Genomic DNA, 25,308 nt, shown 5'->3' on the forward strand with positions numbered 1-25,308 from the left:
ATTTAAAAAGGCGAGTTCTTGCTCGCCTTTTTATTTTTTATAATTTGTAATCACCGATTGCCTGTATTGGATTTTGAAGAATTGTGTTGATTAACTGATGGATGTGATTCAATATTTCCTGTATTTTTTCCGCTTCATATACGGTTTGATCATATCCAAACTTTATTGTAAGTTTCTCTTCAGGGAAGCACATAATTCCAAACTTTACATGCGGCTCATCAACAACTTCATAATCTGTGATGGCAAAATTTCTGTTTTCATTTGAAGAAAAGATAGCTGGGTTAGTCGGATAGTTTTCAAAAACCCAAAGATGGTCAGTCAACTGATTTTTTAATTCACTTTGTTTTTGTATATCAACAAATGAATAGTATGCATACTCATTACATTTCAATGTTTCTAGTTGTACTTTTTGCAGGAAGTCCACAAAAGATTGCGTTTCTGTCCATGCTAGTCGGATAGGCAAAACATTTGTGAACAGACCGAACATATTTTCAATCCCTTCTACTTCGGGAGGTCTGACTGATACTAGATTAGGTAATACTACTTCTCTCACTCCGTTGTATTTGCCAAGCAATATTCCCCATACAGCCAGTAATGCCGAATTCATAGTTATATTGTTTTTAGTTACAAATGTCTGTAACTGATTAGTCAAATCCTTATCTAATGTTAAATCCTTAAATGTGAAATTTAACCCTTCACTTTGAGTTGGTACTTTCTTTTTAGGAATGCTAATTTTCCGATTGTATCCTGATAAATAATCCCGCCAAAAATGACGTGCTTTTTCATGATCACGTGTTACAGTCCAATCTATGAATGTCTCAAAAGGTTTCACCATAGGTAACTCTGCCGTAGTTCCCGCATTTATTGTTTCATAGAGCTGGAATAATTCGTCTATCAAAATGCTGACGCTCCAACCATCACATAATAGATGATGGGAACTCCAAACCACCTTATGCTCGTTATTACCTAGTTGGAATATACAGAGACGGGTCATGAGTTCATCATTTTTGAATCCTTGACTTAAATTTTCATTCATCCACTGGTCTAGGAATTCTTGCTGTTCTTGTTTCGTCATCTCAATCAAGTTTTTTATCTCTGAAATCATTTGAACATCTTGTAGAACAGCTTGCCAAGGTTGTGCTTGTTCATCTTGCACAATTATGGTTCTTAGAGAATCATGACGAGCAACTAATTGTTGGAAACACTGAATAAAGAGATTAATATCCAGCTCCCCCTCAAGTGCCCAAATTGTTTGTTCGAAATATGCATTTGTATCAGGTTCAGTCGCAGCATGCTCATAAATAACTTCCTGGAAAGGTGCCAATGGGTAAATACGTTCTATTTTTATTTCGGGCATTTTTTCTTGTATTTTGATGAGTGTATGTTGATTAAGCTGTTTATCTTTAACATTTAGTGATGTAACTTTATTATCGTTCATTTTGTTTACATCACTTGTTTGCGAATTTGGAAGATATTCTAGCTTTTTAACAAATTGAACCATGTCTCCTAATATAGGAAATGAAAATAAATTTTTTGGTTCTAGCTCAAATCCTTGTCTATACAGTCTGACGGAAACTTGAATAGCTTTTATCGAATCTCCACCTAAGGCAAAGAAATGATCATTTACTCCAATCCGATCTACTTTGAGTACTTCTTGCCAAACACTAGTTAATATTTTTTCCATTTCAGTTTTTGGAGCAATAAATACTTCACTTTTTTGTTTCGCCGGAGTAGGGAGTGCTTTTCTATCTAATTTCCCGTTTGGAGTCAAGGGCAATTGTTCCAAATAAACAAAATAAGAAGGAATCATGTAATCTGGCAAGTGATCTCGCAAATGCTTTCGTAGTTCTGTTGTGCTAATATTTTGCTCAGTTACCACATATGCGACTAAAAATTTTATTCCATACTCATCTGTCTGATCAATCACTACTGCATGTTCGACTTGTTTGTAAGTGAGAAGACAATGGGCGATTTCTTCTAACTCTACTCGATATCCTTGAATTTTGACTTGATAATCTTGTCGGCCTAAAAATTCAATATATCCCTCAGGATGCATTTTTCCACAGTCTCCTGTCTTGTATATAAGACCAAAATCAGGATGTGATACAAATGCTTCATTTGTTTTCTGTTCATCATTTAAATATCCTTTAGCAAGGCCCACTCCCCCGATATATAAATCCCCAATTACACCAACAGGGCACATTTTCTTTTCATAGTTCAACACATAATACGTTTGGTTTGCCAAAGGCATCCCGTATGGAATACTATTCCAATGTGATGCCACCTGATTGACCGGATAATAAATTGACCAAATCGATGCTTCTGTTGCTCCTCCTAGTGAAATTACTTCTGCAATTGGAAAATGTCGTTTTATTTTTTCTGGTAAAGAAAGTGGAATCCAATCTCCACTATGTAAAACTAAACGCAAGGAAGAATGTTCAAAATGAGAAGCTACTTGCTCCAATGCCAAATCCATGATTGCAGGCACTGTATTCCAAATTGTAATTCCTCTACGTTCGACAGTACGGATTAATTCTTGCATGTCTCTTGGATCACGAATCATTACCAACATTGCACCTGTGCTCAAAGTTCCGAAAATATCGTATACAGATAGATCAAAACACATGGAAGAAATACCAATAGTACGATCATCTTCATTTACCTGATATTTTTGATTAATATCTTGAATTGTATTTGAAACCGCTTGATGAGTAATAATTACTCCTTTCGGTTTTCCAGTACTTCCTGAAGTGTAGATAATATAGGCAAGATCTTCCGGACCAGCAATGGCAGGCATATCTTCTGTTGTATATAATGACAAATGCCTTTCTTCATAAAGACTAGCTTCTAATAAAAGTTTGCATGTGCTATTTTCTAAAATATATGTTTGACGATCTAAAGGATGGTCAGGATCAATCGGTACATACGCGGCACCCGCTTTTAGAATACCTATCATATTAACAATTGTCTCAACTCGTCTTTGTGCTAAAAGACCAACTTTGTCACCTAGACCAATTCCTTGTTCTTTTAAAAAGTGCGCAACTTGATTGGAACGCTTATGAAGCTCCGAGTATGTTAACCAATCTTGTTCAAAAACCACTGCTACTTCATCCGGTGTGCGTTTTACTTGGTCTGTAAATAATTGATACAGAGTAGTTGAAGGTATTTTTTCTGTTGTCTCATTGTATTGCTCAGTTAAAGTTTGATCCGATTCTTTCATCTGCAAAGATGTTACGTCGCTTTGTTTCACCAATTGTTCCAATAAGTCAACAAATTGGGCGAACATTGCTTCTATCACATCAACATCAAACAATTCTTCAACATAGTTCCAGCTAATTAATAACTCTCCATTTTTTTCAATTACCACATTATCCAAATACACTTGTGGAGTCCGAGCATGAATATGGCGAAGTGAACCAAGCTGTTCCCAAGCAAAAGCACCCGCACCTGCTAGCATCGAGGTGAAAACAATTGGCATAACTGCTTTTGGCGTCATTTGATGATATCGAGTAAAATCTCGAATGAAATTAACTCCATCGTAATGGCGATGTTCAAGGCCATCTAATAAAGTAGATTGCGTTTCTTTTACTCTAGTAAAGAAAGCTTGCTCTGGTTTTACATCAATATCCAACAAGATGAGTGAAGTGAAATCTCCCACAATTTTCTCTACTTCTTCATGAACAGGATAACGGTTAAATACAGTCAAATTAATTGCCAATCGATGTTGATTACTCCAATATGCCAACACATCACCATATATTGTACAAAGCAGAGCAGAAGGAGTTACTTCTTTCTCTTGTGCTAACTTTCGTAGCTTTGTCCATTTTTCATTGTCTAGGATTTTAGTAAGTGATTGGAATTTAGGAATAGCAATCTCTATCGGGTCCTTTTTTAACAGCAAGGAAGGCGCAAATGGAAAATCAGGAAGCTTACTTGTCCAATAATCTTTTGCTGTTTTATATTCTGTGCTTTGTTCCATTTCATTATAAATAAACATGTAATCTTGAAAATCAAAAGATAGAGGTTCTAATCTTTGCTCTGGTTTATAATAATAATGAAACAAATCCTGTCCAACAATGTTCATACTAGCTCCATCCATTAATAAAGCATCGTATCGAAAACATAATAAATACGTGTCTTCTTTTACAAGAAAGGCTTTTAATTCAAACAAAGGCCATTGCCCCAAAGGGAATACATGGTTAGTCATTCGAGAACGTTCTTCTCGCAAGCGAGCATTTTGTTTCCCATCATCTAAATCTATGAGGCTCACTATTTCAATCTCGTAATCAGGAACACTTTCTAATATTTGCTGTTTTCCCTCTGGTAAAATTACAGCTCGCAACATTGAATGACGATGAATTACCTTTTGAAGACTTTTTGAAAGACGATTGATATCCAATTCTGTTTCATATTCAAAATATGTTTGAGGTGAAATACCACTTAATTCAAACTGTGAATTCCTTCCTAACATATACGCTGTCTGAACTTCTGTTAAGGGAAATGGCTTAGACAAATTTTTAACATGAGTTGGTCTATTTTCAAACCTTTCTTCTTTATGCTCTACCTCTATACAAGAACTAAGTTGAGCAATCGTAGGGTGCTTAAAAAAATCTGTTGTACTTATTTTCAAACAGTCTTTTCTTAATAAATTTATTACCTGTAATGCTTTAATCGATTCTCCTTTTAGTGCGAAAAAATTATCATGAATACCAATTCCCTCAATCTCCATAACTTTTTCCCATGCATGCACCAATTTTTGTTCAATTTCATTGCGCGGGGCAACGTATGGAATTGATACATAATCAGTTTGTGTTATATCCAATAACCTTTTCCTATCTACTTTCCCATTTGGATTCAACGGAATCTCTTCCACCTGAATCATTTTTTCAGGAATCATGAACTCAGGTAATTTATCACTTAAATATTTTCTGATTTCACCAAAAGGGACCTTATTATCCGATACATAGTAAGCAGCTAATAATTTCCTATTTCCATATACTTGATCAACAACAATAGCTTGGTTTATTTCTGGATACTCCCTTAACTGACTTTCGATTTCTCTTAATTCAATCCGATACCCCCGAATTTTCACTTGATGATCCATTCGACCTAGATATTCAAGCTCCCCATTAGGCAACCAACGAACAAGATCACCCGTATGATACATCATTTCTCCTACCATAAATGGACTCTGTACAAACTTTTCATCTGTCAGTTTAGGTTTACCAAGATACCCTCGTGCTACCGCCACGCCAGCAATGCAGAGTTCACCCGGAATTCCAAATGGTTTTAATTGACCATACTTATTCAATATATAGGAATGATAATTCGGATTGGGATTTCCAATCGTAACTTCTTTGGCAGTGCTTAAATCCTTTACTGTTGCACAAATGGTTGTTTCTGTAGGACCATAAATATTTAAAATCGTTGCTTCACTAATACATCGAATCTTTTCAACCAAATCAATGGAAAATGCTTCTCCTGCTAACAAAATAGATTTTAAATCTTTTAGAAAATTTGCCCCTTCTGGATCACTCAAAATAACTTCCATTCGCGATGGCGTTGACTCCCATAGATCCACATTATGCTCTTTGACCAAATGAGCCAATTCTTTTGTTGCAAACTGGTCCTCTGTAGCAATAACTACTTTCGAACCTTGAGTTAAAGGAAGACATATTTCTAACAGGGAAATATCAAAAGATACACTAGCAAGAAACAAGAATGAATGATTATCTTTTACTTTTTCTCTCATTACACTTAAAAAATGGACAAGCGATTTCTGTTCCACCATTACTCCTTTTGGATTTCCTGTCGATCCTGATGTGTAAATAACATAAGCCAAATCATTAGGATGACTTTCTCGAACTAAATTACTTTCTTCACCTTGGAAGAAATGCCCCTCATCAAGATACAGCACTTCACCCGCAAATTGTGGCAATTCTACTTCTGTTCGCTTGCTCAGTAAACATTTTGCTTGACTATCTTGTAACATATATTCAATTCGTTCATTTGGATAATTAGGATCGATTGGTAAATATGCTGCTCCGGCTTTCAATATCCCCACCATACCAATGATCATTTCTAATGACCGATCCACCATAACCCCAATAATACTTTCTGTCGAAACATCTTTACTTTGAAGAATAGAAGCCAATTGATTTGCTTTCTTATTCAATTCTTTATATGTCAAAGATTGATCATTACAAACAACAGCAATTTGATCTGGGGTTTTTGATACTTGCTTCTCAAACAAATCTTGAAATGATTGAGACAATTCTATGTCCGCCTGACCTTGATTCAATTCTTTTAGCAACTCTTTCTCTTCTTCTGAAATGATACAAATATCTTTCACAGCCAAATTCGAATTTGTTGACACTTGCTTTAAAACATAAAGATATGAATTTGCAAACTGTTGCAAAGAAGAGAATGAATGAGACTTGAAAGAAATTTGAAATTCAAATTCATTATGTATTTCATTCCATTTTCTTCGTATCCATATGGCTAAATTATTCTCTGCGTATTCTTCTATCGAATTTTTATTATGTAATCCTTCCATCCCAATAACAATTTGAAAAGGAGTTAAATGGTGTTTCGCTAATAATTCAGAAAGTGGATAACTCTGATTGTCATACCCGAATAAAGTCGCTTGTTCAATCTGATTTACTACTTCTTTAAAGCTGTGATGAGGATGGATTTCACTTCCTAAAGGAATCAATTTATTAAGATTCTCGCTTTGTTCAAGATTTTTTTCAATTACAGGAATACCAATAGTAATTTTTTCTTGATCTGTATAGTGTGCCAAACAAATCCTTAACGTGGCCTGTAACCAGCTAAATAATAATAAATCTTGAGACTTACTTACTTTTTGTATACTTTTACTAAACTCTACATTCATTATGACTTGAACGTGCTCGCAAGGATTTTCTTTATTTAGTTGGTAACCGCTATTAAATACAGAAAAATCGAGAACCTCGGAAGATAACTGCTCCTTCCAAAACGCCTCTACCCCTTTATTTTCATGAATCGAACTTCGATCTTTAATGTGCATTTTTATCTTTATCCCCCTAATATTCATTTCATCTATTCGTTAATTTTCAAGCCAACTTCAAGCCCATGGAGAAATACTTGATGGCTATCCAAACATAAAAATTGCTCAATCTCTTCAAATTTCATATGACCAACTGAACAAACACCTAAATTCAAAGTCTCAGCCACCATATTTAAGGTAGCAGTGATAATACCAGACTCAATACAAGCAAATAAATATCCATCTGAACCGTATTTTGGGATGGAAGCGTTCGCATTATAAACCAAATAAACTGAAAAGGCAGACTGAGTAAATAAATCTTGGTTAATTAACTCATGATCACTTTTGATTACTTGATCAATATGATTTACAATCACAAGACAGTTTTTTGATGGGTTATAATAATAAAATCCAGCTTTCATACCTTCTATACGTTTTGGTTTTATATAAATAAAGATATCAATAGGGTAGAGCCCGCCTGCACTTGCGTAATGATAGTATATATTTTCTTTCCTAACCTGTTTTAGAGTTGATATGAATTGGGAAAATTCTAAAAAACTAATATGTTTTTTCATATCGAATTGGCGACAAGACCTACGTTCCTTGATTATAGTTGGTAGCTCATTTGTTGTTTCAAGTTGAATTTCGGCTGGTCGCGCAGAAACGTGCGTTCGATTCAATTGTTCACTCATATACATATCTAAATATTCTTTAGAAAAGCGAATCTGGTCGCTATATGGATTTGGAAAAATCTTTTCTTGTGTGGAAAATACTTCTCTTGGGTGTAATATGTTACTTACTAACACACGATTTTTTATCATAAGCTCTATTGTTTTTTGTGTCTCTTCTACATTTCCTAAAGAAAAGCGTTCTACTAGTTCACTAATTTTCACACCTTTTTGAGTCAAAAAATAAAACTCAGGAAACCACTCAGACAGAATACCTGTAAATCTCATTTCCCCTATCAAAACTTCATTATGCAACTTCTCCCAATGTTTAATAGGAGACCAATAATAAATTTTCTCGCTCATATAACCCTCCATAAACTTTTAACTTAATTTTCAAATACACTTTTCTAATCTACAAAAATAATTTTTAGATTCTTCCTCTTGTCTCGAAGTGATTATAAATACATGTACTTCAATAAAGCTTGAGAATAATAAAATAACTTTTTCTTCATTAAAATTTTTTATTTCATCATAAAAAATATTTTTTTATTAGACATTTCACATCCTTTCCCATAGTAATCCTATAAGGTATAAACCATTTAGAACATTGGGAATATTCGTGTATTTCCAATGTGAAATTATTGTAATGGATTGGAAAGCAGATGGATATAGTTATTAAACACAATAATATTGAGAAAGTTTTATTTGTTATAGCAATAAAATTTTCTAATGAGATTTATTACATATAGATTAAGAAAAGAATTTAATATTTTTCTTTTGAAGTTAGTGTGAAAATGCAACTTACTTTTACATACAAGTTATTTACTAACATATCGTATTTAAAATAGAGAAAAGACACCTTAAATGGTGTCTTTTCTCTATTTTAATTCCATATACTTTTTCATCTTTGCTATTTTTTAAACGATTTGTAGGAATTAATACAAAGATATCTTCTCCTCCTACTGTTACAATAGAAATAATTTCTTGTCTATTTCCTTTATTAAATTGTAATATAATTACAGTATGTGAAATTATATTAATTTAATTTTAAAAGCGAAGTGAAAATAACCGTCACTTCGCTTTTTGCATGTACAATCCTTATTACATGTACTCAATTCAGTATATACTTCCACATGACTTGCTTTTATTTAATCGGTTTCGCTGTTTTTAAAACGAATGAACTTAATGCAGGAACTTTAATTTTATTATTATGGACAACATAAAGTGTTTTACTACCTGCCTGCTTACCATCTACTAGTACTTTCCAAGGACCTTTCGATGGCAAAGTTATGTCAACGGATTCTCTATTTGCATTGTGAGCCACCATAAAGTTTTCATTTTTATTCCCATTGCCCTTTCCATCTATTGAATAAGCTATAACATTTTTGGGAGCATCTATAAATGATATATGCTTTTTAATTTGCTCAGTAGATGTCATTCGAAAAGCTGGGTACTTTTTGCGTAAATCTATTAAGCCCTTCATATAATCTACTTCATTATTATATGCTGCACGGCGTAACCAATCCATCTGGTTAATTGAATCAGGAGATTTGTAACTGTTATGATCACCATATTTCGTGCGCATAAACTCTTGCCCTGCATGTAAAAATGGAATTCCTTGTGATGTTAATAAAATTGAAGAAGACAATTTGTGCATTTGTTTTCGCACTTCTGCACTGTCACCTGGATTAGTTAACTCAAGTTTATCCCATAATGTATGATTGTCATGAGCTTCCACATAAGTTAATACCTGTTCCGGATCTTGATAGGTAGACGAATTTGTATCATAGTCAATGCCTGCTGTAATGCCTTTTTTAATACGGTCTTCCATGTTTTGCTTTCCATTTACAAAACCATTTTCTTTCTCTTCAAATACACTACCTTTCAATCCATCACGTATATTATCGTTAAAATGAGCAATCCCTTTCATTTTCTCCGCGTTTTTTTGATTTGCTTTCAACTCAGCTGCAAGAGGTGTATTTAAATCCCAGCCTTCTCCATGCAGTATAATAGAAGGGTCAATTTGATCAACAGCTTTACGTATCTCATTCATTGTTTCATAATCATGAATGCCCATTAAATCAAAACGGAATCCATCTAAATTGTATTCTTTTGCCCAATATGTGACAGAATCAACCATAAACTTCCTCATCATTTTTCGTTCTGAAGCAGTATCATTTCCTACTCCAGTTCCATTTGCAAATGTTCCATCTTCATTGTATCGGTAATAATAACCTGGAACTAACTTATGAAAATTAGATTCAGCCGCATTATACATATGGTTATATACTACGTCCATTACAACACGAAGATTATTATCATGTAGCACTTGAATCATTTGCTTTAATTCAGTTATTCGAACAGTCGGCTCATATGGATTTGTAGAATGGGAGCCCTCTGGGACGTTGAAGTTTTTCGGGTCATATCCCCAGTTGTATTGTGGTTCATTTAAAGTTTCTTCATTGACTGATGCATAATCAAATATCGGTAAAAACTGAACGTGCGTAACACCAAGATCTTTCATATGATCAAGTCCTGTTTTTACACCTTCAGGCCCTTTTGTTCCTTTTTCTGTTACCCCTAAATATTTCCCTTTCTGTTTAATGCCACTTTCAGGTTGGATGGAAAGATCGCGTACATGCAATTCATAAATAATAGCATCTTCCGGTTTTTTAAATTCCGGTTTTTTATTTGCTTTCCATTTTTTCGGATTTGTTTCGTTTAAATCAATGACTACACCTTTATCTCCATTTACAGAAGCAGCACGCACATATGGATCAACTGCTTCAGTCCATTTATCCCCAATTTTCACCTTATACGTATAAAAGAGACCTTTTTGGTTCCCTTTAATTTCTGCTTTCCAAGTTCCCTTTTCACCTTGTTGCATGTTTATTTCAGTACCTATTTTATCGTTCCATTTTTTATATGTAACTAACTTTGCTTCACTCGCAGTAGGAGCCCATACACGGAATTTTGTATGTTGCGGGGAATATATATTCCCTAGATCGTTACCACTATAATAAAATAATTTATCAAACTCTTCGCTACGAATGACTTTACCGATTTCAGTATTCGTATAAGCTAAGTTTTCTATTTTAACTTTGTATGTCTGTTTTAAATCAATTTTCTGTTCTGTAATTATTTTCACCTTATTAGTAATATCTCCACCATTTTTATCAAAAGGATTAATTTCCTTAATTTTAATGCCCTCAATTTCAATTTTCTGTTCCTTACTATTAAAAGGAACATTAGTCGTTACAGTGATTTCATTAAAACTATCAATAGTAGCTTTTTGAATTTTGAGATCTGAAGAAGGCTTAGAGTTATATACTTTTTCATCACCCGAAAGAATCCATACTTCAGCACGACCGTCCTTTATATTTTCAATCCAACGATCGCCACCATCTTTTTCCCACTCATTCGTACGAATAATAAATCCTACACGATTATAGTCACCATCTATTTTAATCTTTGCGTACTTTCCAAATTCATCTTCACCAGTAAATTCATATGATTTACCATTTGCATTTTCTCCCCACATCCAAAGATTCCAGTCTTTTGTGTTTCCAGACTGCTCTTTGTAATGAACGATAATTTCAGTTGTTTTTGAATTTGAAACTGCCTTCACATTCTGAAAAGAGAAAACAGATGATAACATAACGATTATAGTAAGTAATAAAACTGATTTGTTAATTAATCTTTTTGTTATTCGCACCACATACACCCTTTCTTTAAATAGTACGAGCGATTTATTATGCTCGTATAAATTACACTGCTTAAATTAAACTAGAAATCTCTTTTACTTCACCTCCATATTGGCTATTTTCACATATGTATTTCAATGACCTTTTAATACGAAAGCGTTTGCATTAAAACTTAAAAAAATAGATTTTTTATGCCTTTATATACTTATAAATACTAAAAGATCAGGGAAATCATTTTAAAGCAATCGTTTGTTATCGCTTTCATTCTATAGCACTTTCTATCAAGAGGTCAATATATTATTAATTTTCTGTTTTTATATACATTTAACCTTATATATTATTCGCAACGTATTGAAGATAGACAGCCTAATTATCGCTTAGTAAGTTTATTATCAATAATGCATTGCTGTGTAAAAAAACAGCTAATATCCTTAAAGTGACATTAGCTGTTTTTCATAATGTATTAATATAAGAATGAAAAAGATACTTCTAACTTACTTAATTTTTGCTGCATCAAATGCCTTTTGAACTGCTTGAACTTCAGCTGTATTCGCTCCATATTTATTAGTTGCCACTCGAATACATGCAGACTTTAATTCTTTGAAATTAGAAGTCATGTTTAACTCATCTGTATTTGCATAATAGAAAATATCAAACATTTTATCTTCACCAATTCCTTTAACAGTTACTCCGTTATGAGTTCCGCCTTTTGCAATGAGATACGCAACTTTATTAATAATGCTTGAATTAAAATGAACGCCGCCTTGATCCCAGCCATTAAAATCGTTAAATTCACTGTAATCATCTGGATAAGGTACTCCAAGTGAAGATGGCACAGAAGCTGGGTTTTCCATATCACGGAAAACAGATCCGGTTTGTTCACCCATTGTCCAGTTAAATGTTCCGTTATTTACGTATTTCTCAATAGATGTTCCCATAATATCAGATAGTGCCTCATTGATTGCACCAGATTCACCGTAATATTCAAGATTAGATTCGCTAGAAGTAACAGCATGTGTAAATTCATGTCCAGCTACGTCATATGCTTTAACGATAGGATCGCCATATACAAGCATACTTCCATTATTAGCACTTAATGCATTCTGCCAATTTTTCGGATCGTTCGTATCTTCAGAATCCCAAGCATGTACAACTGAAACTACCTTTTGTCCCTTATTATCAAAACTATTACGCTTGTATTTATCTTTGTAAAAATCAAATACCTTTGTTGCTAAGTAATGAGCACTTACTGCTTTTGGATCGTTAAATGTTGTTGAAGTACTAGTTGCTAATGTACCAGGATAATAGCTTTCTTCTTTAGTAATATCTTTGTAATTCACATCATAAGTTTCAATTCCTTGCCCTCTTGTATAATCAGCAAGCGCATATTTGCCATTACTTTGTTTAGAAATACCAAATGAACGAGAAATACCTAAATCATCTTTTCCTGTTCCAGTTAATGATGTAAGACTGCTTTTTTTACTTTCCTTTAAGGCCCCAACTAGTTTTTCACTTGCTTTTAAGTTAGATTCTTGTACCATATTTTTTAACATATCGCCATTTTGCGCATTTACTAAATAAGTTCCAGAAACATAGTTTGGTGTTGCAGCTTCAAATGTAACTTGGTATGCATTGCTAGCTTGTCCATTATTTTCATCAACAAAAATAACTTCCTTAATTTCTGGCTCAGAAATAAACTTGATATCGTTCCCGTACTTCGTAAAAATATATTGTTTTGCTTCATCTTTTGATAGATTAATAGTTTTTTTCAATTCTTCTTGTTTTAAATTTTGCGCGCTATCACCTGAAACACTTTTAATAACCCCCTTATTATCTACGTGTGCGGTTAATTGATGGCCATATACTTCTTTTCCTTCATATGTTTGCTGCATACGTACGAGTGTAGTCCCATCATACGAATCACGTTTTTGAAGAACTTTATAATCTACTCCTGTTTCTCCATTGACTTGTTTTTGGGACAGAGCTTGTTCTGTTTTCTCCTTAAGTGCATCCTTTACTACATTTTCTGGTGCCTTTTGTGACGGTTGTGTAAGTTCACCCGAACGGAACGATTCCTCCTGAATTTGAACTTGTAGTTGATCTGTTTCCTCTGCATGACCTATTCCGTATGGTGCCACAGCTGTTAAAGCTAATCCTGTTGTTAATGCTACCTTAGTTAATGTCTTTGTGTTTTTCATTTTTTCACCTCGTATAATTTTTGAAATAGAAAGCTTGTACAAAGTATACTGTCTATTTATGTCGAAAAAAAGAGAAAATAAAAAATTTATGTAATATTATGCAAAATTACATAAATTGTGGTCAATATTGTAAATAATGAACGGAACACATAAGTACATTAATTTGAATAAAAAAAGAATCCTTTTTGGCAGCGCTCATCCAATTGGTTAGTTATTAATTACCTATATTTATTCTAATAAAAGTACACTTACATCTAAATAACAACATAAAAACCCACTCTTTACTATTGTAAGAGTGGGTTTAATGCTATTAAAATAACAATTACTATAAGAAACCTTATAATTTATATTTTTTTAGTAATCCTACTAAGTTTTTTATAAAATTCACCTTTTGTCTTTGTATGATTAAACTGATTTGGATTAATATTAGCTTTTTGTGAGAGTGCTACAATCTCTTCTTTTGTAATTGAATCTTTAGTATTTATAGATGCTATATTTGTATATTTTCCATCTTCTGTTTTTGGAATTTCTAAAATCCCTTTATTTACAAGATCAACTACAGCTTTATGCTCTGAAGAATGTATATCTACACCAGTAATTTTCCAATTACGCATAACTTTTGGCGTATATACACCGTTCTTTACCTCTTTTAAATACGTAATAGCAAGGTTACGAATGGTTCCACCTGTTTCTCCGAATGCATTCTCTTGTTTAGATGACCAAGTTTGTTCAAATTTACGTCCCTCTAAAGCTCCCCCTTTTGCCTGTAGAGCCTCCATTCTATACGCATTCATTCCTAGCGTCATAACATCGCTCATTTTAATCGGTTTATTTGTACGAATAGAGCGTAAATTTGTAATTCTACTACCATATGGCTTTGTTAAATCAATTTCGTATTTTACGCCTCCAAAGAAATCGTTCGTACTGTATTTAGACGCGCGACGGTTTTTATCAAAACTAACTGTTACATCTCCGGCACGAGATGAGTTAAAATATCCTGCTGCCCATTCCATATAGTCTTTTAAATCTTTTCCAGTTATCTTGTAAACTGTAATTTCTCCCAAAGCATATTGATAATTATACGCAATATCTTTCTTCTTTATAGGCCCTATATCCAAACGGGCAGAATCATTATCAATTTGATGGGCTACTACATCCGCTTTACTGTAATGGAGCATAACTTCATGAAAGAAATCTGATAAAGGTGTCTCTTGAATCTGCACACTTGGAATACCCTTTATTTCATTTTCAGGAACAAGGTTTCTCCCTTTTAATTGAGCAACTACAACATTTGCATCTCCTCTTGCATACTCATGAAAAGGTGTTAATGTTTCTTCAAGTGCAGAATCAGATAATACTGTTGTTCCATCAGCATTTTTTACAGGTATAGCGGTAGCTGTTTTATCTTTTAAAACAAGCTTTCCATCTTGCTTTGTAAAAGTAAGGTCAATACGTGAAATATGCGTTCCATATTTATCTGGTTCTGTAATAATTACGCCATTTATAACTTCTTTTTTTACAAGTTTATGCATATGAGCCGCAAAAATAGCGCTTAGTTCCGGACAAGCATTCGCAATATCTTGAACACCAGTACCTGGGATTCCATTCTCATTTTCTAGTCCCATATGCATAACCCCTACCATTACATCTACTTTACCTTCTAATTCTTTAATTGCCTTTTTTGTCTCTTCTACTGGATTTTTCACTACTAAACCATCCAAATGATCTGTCCCTTTTTCAAAATCACTAATCATTGGTGTATTCATACCAATAATCCCGACTTTAATTCCACCTTTTTCAACAATCGTATATGCAGGAAGAAAACGCTCTCCATTTTCCTTATAAATATTTCCTGCTAACGTCTTTCCTTTATATTGCTCACTAACTTTTTTCAATGTATCTAATCCAAAGTTGAATTCATGATTTCCAAATGCCCAGGCGTCATATCCCATTGTATTCATCGCTACCATCATTGGCGATTGTGGCTTATCGTTGAATAATTCTACTGAGTTTCCTTGAATTGTATCCCCGGCATCTACTAATATGGTATTTGGATTTTCTTGACGTACCTTCTTTATAACCGTATAAAGCTGCGTCAAACTTCCACTCATATTTGCTCCATCAAGCGCATAATCCCAAGGCATAAATCTACCATGAATATCTGCAGTACCTAACAATGTAATATTAACATCAGATTCCTCAGCCTTAGAAATAGCTGGTTTGACTGTTACTACTGTTACAAGAAGCATAAGAATAATAAAATAGCATACATAGTTCTTCCATTTCATTTTTTGCATAATAACAATATTTCTCCCCTTTTTGTACTGGCATAAAGTTGCTTGAACTTTAAAAATGTAACTTATTATTCGGAAAAATTCAACTACAAAAGATAATTTTGGAGGTGGTTTTACTGTGAAAATATAGAGAATCAAATGCATATTTCCCCTAACAGAATAGTATTTTATCGTTTTCTAACAAAATACTTCTTCCTCCAACGTGTGAAGAGCGCTAAACCAACGGTAGATGTATATGCGCTTTCAAAATTTTGGACATATAACTCATTTTCGGATTTCATTACCAATTTACTTCCTTCTATATGAAAATACTGAGATCACTTCCAAAAATAATAACCCCGCTCTTCATTTAAGACGGGGTTACACTTATACAGCAAATCGGATTCAGTTTTTTTTCGAATGTTCGTTTCCTCTTCAGGAGTAAGATCTGCTAGTTTCGTATTTTCTTCTGCTTATTGGTTGCTTTCAACTACATTCATCATAATTTTAATCAGGACGTGTATTTTATCACTCGTACCCTTGATGCTATACCAAATTGCTCAATAAATAGATAATGATTTTTACTTTTCAACTTCACAAAGCAATTTTATCTCTTTGATTTGTTCTATATGACGCTGTTCATGCAAATAAATCAGTTCTATCCACTGATCAAGGAGTAATTCTCCAAGAGCTGGATGCATCACTGATTTTTTCGCTAATATAGATTCATCTTCTATTGTACTCAGGAAACGCATCAATTCTTTTCTAGCGTTGTTTAACAAATCAATCATTTGCTGTACTTCAAATGTTTCTATACTTGGTTCAATCATTTCTGGAGCTATAAATTTTATCGATCTATCTAATACAATAGCGTGAATTTCTTTACGCTCATTTTGGATACTATCCATCTTTTTTAATCCTGACGAAATAACTGTTATAACTCTCTCGTCTAATAAAACTAAGTGATGACAAACTTGTGCTATACTCCATTTATCCTGATCTGGTTTTCTATTAAATTGAGCATCACTTAACAAAGTAATTTCCTCAAATAATTGCTTTCTCGTTTCATCAAACTTGTCATTTACAAATGTATTCATGTGAATTCTCCTTTCATTAGAACCTACATACTTAGATTCCTACGTTAGAAATATTCTCTATAGAAAAAAGATTTTCCTTCACTACTATTTCAATCAAATCTTTTCTTGCTTTAATAGTTTCTCTAATTCACGACGAAATATATGCGTTTTCTCAAAATCCTTGAGGTTTTCATGTGCTACAGTTACACCATAATACTTTCCACTGAATCCTTTCGATACAACTACGTAAAACGTTCCTAATTATCAATCTAGCATTAAGTAAATGTAAAAAATCACCCTATTTATTCATTTTTCATGCGTATGTATGTACATTTGTTAATTTATTCGATATATTATGGGTATTGAATGATTACGAAAAGATAATAGGTCGCTCGTATAACACCTTATATTTTTATATCCGTGAAAACTGCAAAATGTATGAAATTCCATTTGTCAAATGAATTTAATGCGGAAGGAGGTTTGTGGTTACTTCATCGGGATATAATAATCAGTTTTGAACTGATAAAAATATAGGAGGCGACATAATGTTTCGTACGATTTCAAATTTCATGAGAGTAGCTGAGATAAGAAACAAAATTCTTTTTACACTAGCGATGCTAATTGTTTTTCGAATTGGCACATTTATTCCAGTTCCTCATACTAACGCAGAGGTATTAAAGGTACAAGATCAAGCCAACGTTTTAGGTATGCTAAACGTATTTGGTGGAGGAGCATTGCAACACTTCTCGATCTTCGCTGTAGGTATTACACCATATATTACAGCTTCCATCATAGTACAATTACTACAAATGGACGTTATACCTAAATTTTCGGAATGGGCAAAGCAAGGTGAAATGGGCCGTAAGAAGTCAGCTCAATTTACTCGATACTTTACAATCATTCTTGCATTCATACAATCCATTGGGATGTCTTATGGTTTTAATAATATAGCAGGTGGACAATTAATAACAGATCAAAGCTGGACTACATACTTATTTATTGCGACAGTTTTAACTGCAGGTACTGCATTTTTACTTTGGTTAGGTGAACAAATTACCGCTAATGGTGTTGGTAATGGGATTTCAATGATTATCTTCGCAGGACTTGTTGCGGCAATTCCGAATGTTGCTAATCAAATTTACTTGCAACAATTTCAAAATGCAGGCGATCAATTATTCATGCACATAATAAAAATGGTTTTAATTGGACTCGTAATTTTAGCGATTGTTGTTGGTGTCATTTACATTCAACAAGCTGTTCGTAAAATACCCATTCAATACGCTAAAGCTGTATCAGGAAACAATCCATATCAAGGAGCAAAAAACACTCATTTACCACTTAAAGTAAATAGTGCTGGTGTAATTCCAGTAATCTTTGCTTCAGCCTTTTTAATGACGCCGCGTACAATTGCGCAGCTCTTCCCTGATTCAGGCGTATCCAAATGGTTAGTCGCAAACCTTGATTTTGCACACCCAATTGGAATGACGCTTTATGTCGGTCTTATCGTTGCTTTCACATACTTCTACGCATTTATTCAAGTAAATCCTGAACAAATGGCTGAGAATTTGAAAAAGCAAAACGGTTATGTTCCTGGTATTCGTCCTGGTAAAGCGACAGAGCAATATGTAACCAAAATTTTATACCGTTTAACATTTATCGGTGCAATTTTCTTAGGTGCAATTTCAATATTACCACTCGTATTTACGAAAATTGCTACGTTACCACCTTCTGCTCAAATTGGTGGTACAAGCTTACTTATTATCGTCGGTGTAGCACTAGAAACAATGAAGACGTTAGAAAGTCAACTTGTGAAACGTCATTACAAAGGGTTTATTAAAAAAGTGAATTAATTATAAAAACACAGTTGGTTATTTTCCCAGCTGTGTTTTTGATTTTACTAGCCCGATAATATACAGGGCCGTTACATTATCCAACTACATTTCCTTCTCTAATAACCGTCCTTGTTTGAAATAAGTCCGTAGTGTTGAACGATTGGCCAAAAATACACCTATCAATATGAAACAAGCACCTATACCCATTGCAGGATTTAATGGTTCTCCTAATACAATATATCCTACAATAATTGCTATTAATGGTGATACATATAACCACGTCGATGGGAATACAGGATTTGTTTTTGATAAAAGCCAGTAATATAATCCGTGCCCACCAATTGATCCGATAAATATGAGGTATAAAATAGGCCACTGTACGCTCCAAGAGGTTAATACAGTTACATTCGGCTGCTCTACTATGAATGATACGATTAGTAGCAAAATCCCTCCATAAAACATTTGAATACCATTAATAAGAAATGGTGATACACTTCGTAAATCCGAAAGTATTTCTTTTGAGCGAATAGAACCTATTCCGTAAAATAACTCCCCTACTACTAAAATAATACAAGCAATACTCCATATGAAACTTACTTCTTGATGCATTCCTGGTAAAGAAACAAAAACAACACCTATTAACGCAATAATTAAAGCGAAAAATTGCTCCTTTTGCAATTTTTTATTATTTCTTCTTGCTTGTAATAATAAAATCATCATAGGACCTGTTGCAGAAAGTACAGCAGCTAATCCAGAAGAAATATATTGTTCAGCCCAGTACAAAGATGCGAATGTCATGAACGTTAAACAAAAGCCAGCATACATAATACGTTTTGACAATACATGCGGCATAATTTCTTTTCGCTTCAACTTAAATATAAACATCAAGATTACTCCTGCTAAAAAGAAACGAATTCCTGCTGAAAATAATGGAGGTGCTCCTGCTTCAATTCCGATTTTTATCGTTAAAAATGTTGTGCCGAAAATAATGCATACTAAAATATAATTGAAAATGACCATTTTTCTTCCTCCTTTTTACTCTTAACATGAGTATAGAGGTTTTCGTGTATAACAGTGTATCTATGCTTATAACAGTTACATCAAATTGTAGTTGATTCTCTTTATTTTTTTCGCTTTAATTAAATAAAAAAGAAACAAGGTGAAGCCATGAAGATTGTAATACGGAAAGAATCCAACATACCGTATTATCAACAAATATATATGCAAATTGTTGAAAGAGTACAAAGTGGCATGCTTTCATATGGTGACTCCCTTCCATCATTACGTTATATGGCCGAAGATTTACAAATTAGCTTATTGACTGTTCGTAAGGCGTATAAGCAGCTAGAAACGAAAGGATATATACGCATCGAGCAAGGAAAAGGCGCTTATATATATAAACGTGTAAAGAAAGAGTTCAAAACTATTCCTTATAAATGGCAACAAACGAAAACTATTAATGTTATGCGTTCTCAATATGCAATGAATCAACACCGAAAATATTATGATTTTTCACAAGCGATTTTATATCCACGTCTATTACCAAATCCATTTCTAGCAGACGAAATGCACAAATTGCTGGATAAAAATCCGATGTTACTAGCAACTTATGGACCTATTCAAGGCGATTATGAACTTCGAGTTGAAATAGTTAATTATCTAAAAGAACATCAGAAATTAGTGACAGACCCCTCTCAATTATTAATTACAAGTGGTGCCCAGCAAGGAATTGATTTGATCGCTCAAACATTATTAAAACCTGGAGATATAGTATTAGTAGAAAGCCCTTGTTATGGCGCAGCACTTGATGTTTTTCTCAACAAAGGAGTGCAGATTATACCTATTAGTCTTGATAAAAACGGCATTCGCTCAGACTTAATAGATGACCTTTGTCAAAGAAAGAATCCTGTTTTGTTATATGTGAATCCTACTTTTCAAAACCCAACAGGTACAGTAATGAGTAAAGAACGGAGATTGGAACTTATAGAACTAGCGGAGTTATATGAGTTTTTTATAATTGAAGATGATTCTTTCGGAGAAATATATTTTGAGGATGCTATAGTTCCTCCTCCAATCAAAAGTTTTGATACGAATGGTCATGTAATATATTTAAAAGGTTTTAGTAAAACGTTAGCACCTGGACTACGTATCGCTGCACTTATAGCCGATGGGCCTATTTTTGAATGGTTATATGCTGTGAAGGGTTCGATGGATATCGGTAGCCCGTTATTAACGCAAAAAGCACTACTTCCGTTCTTACGTGCAGAACGTATGAAAAATCATTTAGAAAAATTACGCACCGCTTTACAAATTAGACGCGATTTAACAATCGCTATATTATCGCCACTAAAAGAAATACACTTTAAAATACCAAATGGCGGCTTTAATTTATGGATTACACTTCCTAATACAATTGATCCTTTTAACTTATTACAAAAAGCAAATGAAGCAGATGTCTCTTTTTTACCTGGAACAGCTTGTCTATTAAATAACGATACAAATAATAACCAATTAAGAATTAGCTATTCCATGTTAAATGAAAAAGATATGGCGATTGGATTAGAGAAATTACATGATACAATACGAAACTTTAATTTTTAAAAGTATGTTCACTAGCCCATCAAACTAAGAAAAGCTAATACCCCAAAATAAAAGTACTTTGGGGTATTATAAAATTATGGAGTACTCCAATTTATCTTTATTCACTACAAGTCAATATACAGCGGCTATCATCATTCCACTTTAATTACAATCTTACCTCTAACATGTTGCCCTTCACTCAAAATATGAGCTTCTCTAACCCCTTCTTCATTAAGTGACACAACTTTACTTATGATCGGTTTGATTTTTCCATGTACAATTAAATTTGATAACTCTTCTAATTGTTTTCCACTTGGTTTTAGCCATAAAAATCCTGATTTTATCCCTTTCACTTTATAATTTGGTTCATGAACAATCGAAACTAGAACACCGCCAGGTTTAATAATTTGAAAACTTTTTTCTTGTACTTCGCCACCGATTGTATCTAATACAATATCAAAATCTGATAGTAGCTCTTCAAATTTATCTTTTTTATAATCAATAACGAGATCCGCTCCTAAATCCTTTAAAAACTCTTCATTTTTACCACTTGCAGTAGTTGCAACAAAAGCTCCAAATGATTTTGCAATTTGGATTGCCAAACTTCCGACACCACCAGCTCCAGCGTGAATAAATACTCGGTCATTTTCTTTTATTTTTGCGTAATCTACAAGACTTTGCCAAGCAGTAAGTCCTGCGAGTGGAATAGAAGCTGCCTCTTCAAAACTTAGGTTAGTAGGCATATAAGTTACTAAATCTGATTTTACCGCAATGAATTCAGCATAAGATCCCTTCCCTATATTTTCAGGTTTCGTAAACACTTTATCTCCTATTTTGAAACCTTCTACCTCTTCTCCAACCTCTTCGATAACTCTAGCTACATCTAACCCTAAAGTAATTGGAAATGAAAATTGCAATTGTTGTTGTAAGTCTCCTTTTCTAGTTTTCCAATCAACTGGATTAACAGATGTTGCGAGAATGCGTATTAATACCTCGTTATATGTAACAACTGGTTTTAAAATTTGTCTTTCTTTTAGTTCTTCAACACTACCATATTGATCAATAACAATTGCTTTCATTTCCTCTCCTCCTTGCTGTTTATTTTAATAACTTACAATTATTTTTCAAAATTTTTTGCTTTGAATGACAATAAACATGTTTAGAGGTGGTATTTATGCTACGCTATTAATTAATGTGAGTTCCAAATTCAATTTTGTGTACATCTTAGAATCATACAGAGTTTTATTTTCTATGTTTGTAATAAAATCCAAAAGAAATGGAGATAACACTATGACCGAAAAGATGATTAAAACAAACGGGACTGATATTTGTACAGAAAGCTTTGGAAATCCTAATAATCCAGCAATTTTATTAATTATGGGAGCTACATGTTCAATGGTTTATTGGGATGAAGAATTTTGTGAACAGTTAGCTAGCACAGGGAAATTTGTCATTCGCTTTGATAACCGTGATGTAGGACGCTCTGTTACATACGAACCTGGAACTTCCAATTATACGGTAACAACTATGGCTGAAGATGCAATTGGGGTGCTGGATGCCTATCATATTGATAAAGCGCACTTATTTGGTATGTCATTAGGTGGAATGATTGCTCAAATTGCCGCTGTAAAACATCCTGAAAGAATTTTAACGTTAACTTTACTAGCAACAAGTGTTATAGGCTCAGATAACAACACTCGCGATTTACCTCCGATGGATGAAAGAATTTTAATACATCATGCAAATGGTGCAAATTTAGATTGGTCAAATCAAAACGCTGTGACAGAGTATTTAGTTACAGGCTCTCGTCTATTGTGCGGCTCAAAACGTTCATTTGATGAAAACAGAGTTTATACACAAGTAAAACTCGAAATAGAAAGGGCTAACAATCTATTAAGTATGTTTAATCACGCTTTACTTCAAGGTGATGATGCTTATGAAGGTGTACTTAGCTCCATACAAGCACCCACATTAGTAATTCACGGAACTGACGATACAGCACTACCATTTGAACATGGTCTCGCACTTATTGATGAAATTCCAAACTCAGCACTTTTAATTCTTGAAGGAGCAGGACATGAAAACCATCCTGATGACTGGGAAAACATTATTCAAACTGTAACAGAACATACATCTAAAATATAGATAAATAATAAATAGAAGGGGCACAAATTTGTGCCCCTTCTATTTATTGGAATAGCGATACACTAACAAAAGCCCATCACTGTATCCATATGTATAGTGATGGGCTTACATAAATGTTTCTATGTTTAAAAAAATGGACAATCTAATTGATCAACAGATTCCCATGATTTTTTTTTTACACTTTCGGTGGATTTATTCGCTTCTAGTGGTACGTTTTTAAAAGGATTTACTTCGACTTTTAATAAGGATGAGGGCTCCATATATAATGAGAAAACATGGCTATTTGGTAAAGTTTTTGACACATCAATATCTCCTACTTGTTTAAATAATTGCTGTGCTGCAAAGAAAAAGAAATTAGTTGGGTTTGATTGTTTATTAAGCCATGCAAGCATTTCAGGTGATACTGATTTATGAATATTGATTTTCACTCGATCACCACGTTTATATCGCCTAGATCGCATGTTTCCACCAACTAACTTATCGTTAAGTTTGTAAACCCTAACTCTTTTTGTTTATGTTCTCTATACTTTGGCGAACAAGTGTAGACTAATAATCCTCTTGCATTTGTAAATAGTGGATTATCTACAAAGATAACATTTGTTAAACGCCCTTTTTGTTTTAAAATCATTTTCAAGCTATTTTTAATGATAACTGCGCCCCCACCATAAATAAACACGTATGGATCGTCTTTCATATCATCAATTTTATTAATAATATCAGTTGCGACGCGCGCAGCTAAACCTAATAGTGCTGGTTGTGATTCCTCAACTAATAATGCATTCCTAGGATGTTTATCATTTAAATAAATTTGATTGAATTCTGTAATACTATCAATCGTCTTTGTTGGATACTTCCGGTTCCATCTCGTAATAATTTGTAGTAACGTTTCTTTTACACCGTACGATAATCCTTTACTTAATTGCGGACGGAAATTTACCCCTAACGAAACAACTTCTTCTGTTGTCCCCGCACCAATATCAAAAGACAATAAAGTTTTATCAACAAAATCAATTTCTGAAACTTGATTTTGTTCACATTCTATTTTATGTTTCACAACATTTCCTTCTTCATCATATACAATGCCCCACGTCCCAGAAGCGCCCTCAGGCAGGCATTTACAAAACTCAATAGAAACATTAATAGTAACATCACGACCGTTCGGATAATGGAAAACAACCTTGTGATTTCCCATATAACGTTTTGCATTTTCGGCAGCTATTTCTTGTGTAATAAGTTGCATAGGAAGAGCGACAGATAAATCATATCGAATGTTAATATGACTAGAAGTTGGACTTTGACGCATAGCACTTACTGCTAAACCCGATAGTATTGTAATAACCATTAGCTCATCCGTCGACTTATTCGATTTCTTCTCCACTTCAGTACCTTTCAATTGATCTTGAATCACTTTTTCTCCAACGATGTACCGTACATTATTTAACATTAGCGATGGAGAACTAATGGTCACATCGATATGATTTTCTAATTCAGATAATGACACATCTCCCTCATCTAACAATCCTGTAGGCTCACCTATATATAAAGAATAAATACTCGGAATAAAAATAGGGTCTTGCCCTTTCACCATTAACTTCAAACCGTTATTTCCTGCATCTGCACCAGCTTTTAAAAGTATAGACATAACTACCCCCTAAATTAATCTGACATCCCTTCCAAATATATGCGAGCCTATTCTTTTACATTCAAATGTAATGTAATTTTTTATTTATCATTAAAACAAAATACTATATACATTTGCCTTGCTTGTAAAAAGTATTTGACATGAACCTTTTCCAATTTTATAC

Annotated in this window: 13 protein-coding genes; 3 read left to right on the plus strand and 10 right to left on the minus strand. The window is 33.6% G+C overall.

What is annotated here, in order from left to right:
• Positions 1-37: 37 nt before the first annotated feature.
• From MHH42_RS13600 to MHH42_RS13625, 6 genes are all read right to left on the minus strand, one after another.
• Positions 38-7,048: an amino acid adenylation domain-containing protein gene (locus MHH42_RS13600; RefSeq protein ID WP_340893470.1), complete on the minus strand. Its 7,011-nt coding sequence runs from the start codon at positions 7,046-7,048 to the stop codon at positions 38-40.
• 32 nt (positions 7,049-7,080) lie between these two features.
• Positions 7,081-8,058 (minus strand): SagB/ThcOx family dehydrogenase, encoded by a 978-nt coding sequence (locus MHH42_RS13605; protein WP_340893471.1) that lies wholly within the window; start codon positions 8,056-8,058, stop codon positions 7,081-7,083.
• Between the two features lie 781 nt (positions 8,059-8,839).
• Entirely contained in the window at positions 8,840-11,410 is a 2,571-nt protein-coding gene (pulA, locus tag MHH42_RS13610) for a type I pullulanase (RefSeq protein WP_340893472.1), read from the minus strand.
• A gap of 483 nt (positions 11,411-11,893) precedes the next feature.
• Positions 11,894-13,597 (minus strand): M4 family metallopeptidase, encoded by a 1,704-nt coding sequence (locus tag MHH42_RS13615; RefSeq protein ID WP_000799183.1) that lies wholly within the window; start codon positions 13,595-13,597, stop codon positions 11,894-11,896.
• 344 nt (positions 13,598-13,941) lie between these two features.
• Complete coding sequence (locus MHH42_RS13620; RefSeq protein ID WP_340893473.1) at positions 13,942-15,894, minus strand: bifunctional metallophosphatase/5'-nucleotidase; 1,953 nt, start codon at positions 15,892-15,894, stop codon at positions 13,942-13,944.
• A 557-nt stretch (positions 15,895-16,451) separates the two neighbouring features.
• On the minus strand, positions 16,452-16,967 hold the full coding sequence (locus MHH42_RS13625) for a DinB family protein (RefSeq protein WP_340893474.1): 516 nt from the start codon (positions 16,965-16,967) through the stop codon (positions 16,452-16,454).
• A 524-nt stretch (positions 16,968-17,491) separates the two neighbouring features.
• Here MHH42_RS13625 and secY point away from each other — a divergent pair.
• Positions 17,492-18,796, plus strand: coding sequence for a preprotein translocase subunit SecY (gene secY, locus MHH42_RS13630; RefSeq protein WP_000490108.1), 1,305 nt, complete (start codon positions 17,492-17,494; stop codon positions 18,794-18,796).
• 84 nt (positions 18,797-18,880) lie between these two features.
• Here secY and MHH42_RS13635 read toward each other — a convergent pair whose 3' ends face one another.
• A complete protein-coding gene (locus MHH42_RS13635) occupies positions 18,881-19,798 on the minus strand; it encodes a DMT family transporter (protein ID WP_097837787.1) in 918 nt (305 codons plus the stop codon).
• A gap of 147 nt (positions 19,799-19,945) precedes the next feature.
• Here MHH42_RS13635 and pdxR point away from each other — a divergent pair, with 147 nt between their 5' ends.
• Positions 19,946-21,379: a MocR-like pyridoxine biosynthesis transcription factor PdxR gene (pdxR, locus tag MHH42_RS13640; protein WP_000706569.1), complete on the plus strand. Its 1,434-nt coding sequence runs from the start codon at positions 19,946-19,948 to the stop codon at positions 21,377-21,379.
• 131 nt (positions 21,380-21,510) lie between these two features.
• Here the strand turns inward: pdxR and MHH42_RS13645 are convergent, their stop codons facing one another.
• Entirely contained in the window at positions 21,511-22,437 is a 927-nt protein-coding gene (locus MHH42_RS13645; RefSeq protein WP_340893476.1) for an NADP-dependent oxidoreductase, read from the minus strand.
• 211 nt (positions 22,438-22,648) lie between these two features.
• Between MHH42_RS13645 and MHH42_RS13650 the strand changes: the two genes are divergently transcribed.
• Positions 22,649-23,503 carry an alpha/beta fold hydrolase gene (locus tag MHH42_RS13650; RefSeq protein WP_000136873.1) on the plus strand — a complete coding sequence of 285 codons (855 nt, stop codon included), beginning with the start codon at positions 22,649-22,651 and terminating at the stop codon, positions 23,501-23,503.
• Positions 23,504-23,628: 125 nt separating this feature from the next.
• Here the strand turns inward: MHH42_RS13650 and MHH42_RS13655 are convergent, their stop codons facing one another.
• Together MHH42_RS13655 and MHH42_RS13660 are read right to left on the minus strand one after the other, a co-directional pair.
• Positions 23,629-23,964 carry a hypothetical protein gene (locus MHH42_RS13655; RefSeq protein WP_001257765.1) on the minus strand — a complete coding sequence of 112 codons (336 nt, stop codon included), beginning with the start codon at positions 23,962-23,964 and terminating at the stop codon, positions 23,629-23,631.
• A gap of 11 nt (positions 23,965-23,975) precedes the next feature.
• Positions 23,976-25,145 (minus strand): ParM/StbA family protein, encoded by a 1,170-nt coding sequence (locus MHH42_RS13660; RefSeq protein WP_000025613.1) that lies wholly within the window; start codon positions 25,143-25,145, stop codon positions 23,976-23,978.
• Positions 25,146-25,308: the final 163 nt, after the last annotated feature.

It is taken from the genome of Bacillus sp. FSL L8-0099, assembly GCF_038006385.1.
Taxonomy (GTDB): Bacteria; Bacillota; Bacilli; order Bacillales; family Bacillaceae_G; genus Bacillus_A; species Bacillus_A toyonensis.

Bases quoted from the DNA above. Each gene is read 5' to 3' on its own strand.
- MHH42_RS13660 (WP_000025613.1), bottom strand. From the start codon at position 25,145: ATGTCTATACTTTTAAAAGCTGGTGCAGATGCAGGAAATAACGGTTTG.
- MHH42_RS13620 (WP_340893473.1), bottom strand. From the start codon at position 15,894: ATGCAAAAAATGAAATGGAAGAACTATGTATGCTATTTTATTATTCTT.
- pdxR (WP_000706569.1), top strand. From the start codon at position 19,946: ATGAAGATTGTAATACGGAAAGAATCCAACATACCGTATTATCAACAA.
- MHH42_RS13635 (WP_097837787.1), bottom strand. From the start codon at position 19,798: ATGGTCATTTTCAATTATATTTTAGTATGCATTATTTTCGGCACAACA.
- MHH42_RS13600 (WP_340893470.1), bottom strand. From the start codon at position 7,048: ATGCACATTAAAGATCGAAGTTCGATTCATGAAAATAAAGGGGTAGAG.
- MHH42_RS13650 (WP_000136873.1), top strand. From the start codon at position 22,649: ATGACCGAAAAGATGATTAAAACAAACGGGACTGATATTTGTACAGAA.
- MHH42_RS13645 (WP_340893476.1), bottom strand. From the start codon at position 22,437: ATGAAAGCAATTGTTATTGATCAATATGGTAGTGTTGAAGAACTAAAA.
- MHH42_RS13625 (WP_340893474.1), bottom strand. From the start codon at position 16,967: ATGAATACATTTGTAAATGACAAGTTTGATGAAACGAGAAAGCAATTA.
- MHH42_RS13655 (WP_001257765.1), bottom strand. From the start codon at position 23,964: ATGCGATCTAGGCGATATAAACGTGGTGATCGAGTGAAAATCAATATT.
- secY (WP_000490108.1), top strand. From the start codon at position 17,492: ATGTTTCGTACGATTTCAAATTTCATGAGAGTAGCTGAGATAAGAAAC.
- MHH42_RS13615 (WP_000799183.1), bottom strand. From the start codon at position 13,597: ATGAAAAACACAAAGACATTAACTAAGGTAGCATTAACAACAGGATTA.
- MHH42_RS13605 (WP_340893471.1), bottom strand. From the start codon at position 8,058: ATGAGCGAGAAAATTTATTATTGGTCTCCTATTAAACATTGGGAGAAG.